This window comes from Nonomuraea aurantiaca, from assembly GCF_020215705.1.
GTDB classification, from domain to species: domain Bacteria; phylum Actinomycetota; class Actinomycetes; order Streptosporangiales; family Streptosporangiaceae; genus Nonomuraea; species Nonomuraea aurantiaca.
Window position 1 is genome coordinate 1 of record NZ_JAIWNB010000103.1, and the last position, 1,850, is coordinate 1,850.

The window sequence follows — 1,850 nt, forward strand, 5'->3', positions numbered from 1 at the left end:
GGGTCTGGTGCATTTGCTGGGGAGCGGTCACGGTCGGTGATCTCAGCTCAGTTCAGCAGTGCCATCTTTCTGAGGAGGTCGTAGTTGGCGCGGCCGAACATGAGCCGTTTCAAGAATTTGATCTTGCATACTTTGCCCTCGACAGCGCCTGAGCTGTAAGGGAGCGTGAGTCCGTTCAGGACGGCGGCGTGGTCGCGTTCGAGGCCGTTGGCGAAGGAATGCAGGTGGGGCAGGTCGTCAGCCCGGACGGCGTCGATCCAGGCGTCGAGGCGGTGGCCCTGGCGTTCGGTCATCATCTCCGCGAAGGTCTTGATGTGGCCGTGTAAGGCGCCGAGGTGCGGGCAGGCTGCCAGAACCTCCTTGAGTTTCAGCTGTTCATCCGGGCCGAGGTTGTCGGGACGGCGGCGGATCCAGCTGGTGATGTGGCGGGCCTTGGGCGGCGCGGGGACGGCGGGCGGCGCGGCTGAGCCCTTGAAGGGCTTGAGGTAGGCGTAGACGGTGCCGTAACTGCCGCGGAAGCCGAGCGCGGTGATCTCCCGGTGCAACTGCTGGATGTTGGCGCACCCGGAATTCCAGCGTTCATGCAGGTGGGGCTTGTAATCGTCCAGCATGCTCGGCCATCCGGTCAGCGTGCCCGCCACCACCTCATCGACGCTTTCTGCGCGGGAGTATTTGCGGACAGTCATGGGCGCCAGGCGCAGCTCCCGCTGGATCGCGGCGTGGCTCTTGCCTTCGGCCTTCAGCGTCTGGACTTGCCGGTAGCGCTCCCTCGCCTTCACCACACGCGCTCTGTTCTCGGCACGGTCGATGGTCGTCTGTTCGGCGACCTGGCCGGGGCCGGGGGCCTGCTCCTCAGCGACCCGGGTAAGGGCAACGTAGTGCTCTTTGACGCACCGATGGTGGGCAGCGACGGTCTTGTCCGCGTATTCGCGCAGGTCATCCCACATGTGCCAGCGATCCGCCACCTGCTGGGCATCGGGCGCGCCCTCCCGGCCGCCCAGGGCGTAGGCGCCGGCCCGGTCCCGGCAGATCACCTCGACGCCGGGATGCGCGCGCAGCCACTCGGCCAGGGTGGCGGCTTCCCGGTCGGGCAGCACGTCGATGATGCGGTGGCCGGCCATGTCCACCAGGACACTCGCATACGAATGCCCGCGCCGTTTGGCCCAATCATCGACCCCGAGCACGGAGACCTGCCCGATCTCGGGATCGGGCAACGCCCTGACCAGCCGGATCAGCGTGAACCGGGAGACGATCGCGCCCAGCGCACCGGCCAGTCGGGACCCCGCGCGGCCGGCCAGGGCCAGTGCGACCCGCTCCAGCAGACCCCGCAACCCTGACGTGCGGCGCTGCTGTTTGGCGGTCAGCCCGGGGACCTGCTCGGCGAATGTCGCCACCAAGCACGCCGGGTTGCCGCAGATGAACCGGCGAACCTCCAACTCGACCTGAACCGGTCTCCCGCCGCAGGCCAAGTCCTGCAGACGACGCCGATACCGGTCATGCACCCGAGCCGACGGTGTCCCACAGCTGCGGCAGGCCACCCGCTCCGAGCCCGTACGGGCCGCGATCCTCAGACGGTCACCCAGATCCTCCACCTGGTCAAGGACCAGGCCCCTCAAGTGCGGGAACAGCATGTACAGCAGACCGACTTCCCTGCCGATGAGCTCGTGCAGCACAATGGCACCCCTACGGCCGTTCTTCATGATCAGATCTTGGCGATCCAGATCGTGACAGAACGGCCGTTCTCACGCGCAACGCGTTACGCGATCGCTACCACCCTCCATGCGGCCCCGGCCCCACTCGCACCTGGAAATCGCACTCCGTGACCGCTCCCCAGCAAATGCACCAGACCC

1 protein-coding gene is annotated in these 1,850 nt (G+C 67.1%); it reads right to left on the reverse strand.

The genetic code is table 11. The features are described from left to right. Positions 1 to 47: 47 nt before the first annotated feature. Positions 48 to 1,700 (reverse strand): ISL3 family transposase, encoded by a 1,653-nt coding sequence (locus tag LDL49_RS56330; protein ID WP_225303176.1) that lies wholly within the window; start codon positions 1,698 to 1,700, stop codon positions 48 to 50. Positions 1,701 to 1,850 lie beyond the last annotated feature (150 nt).

What these genes read in the sequence shown, in the direction of transcription:
- LDL49_RS56330 (WP_225303176.1), bottom strand. Translation starts at nt 1,700, where the DNA reads ATGAAGAACGGCCGTAGGGGTGCCATTGTGCTGCACGAGCTCATCGGC.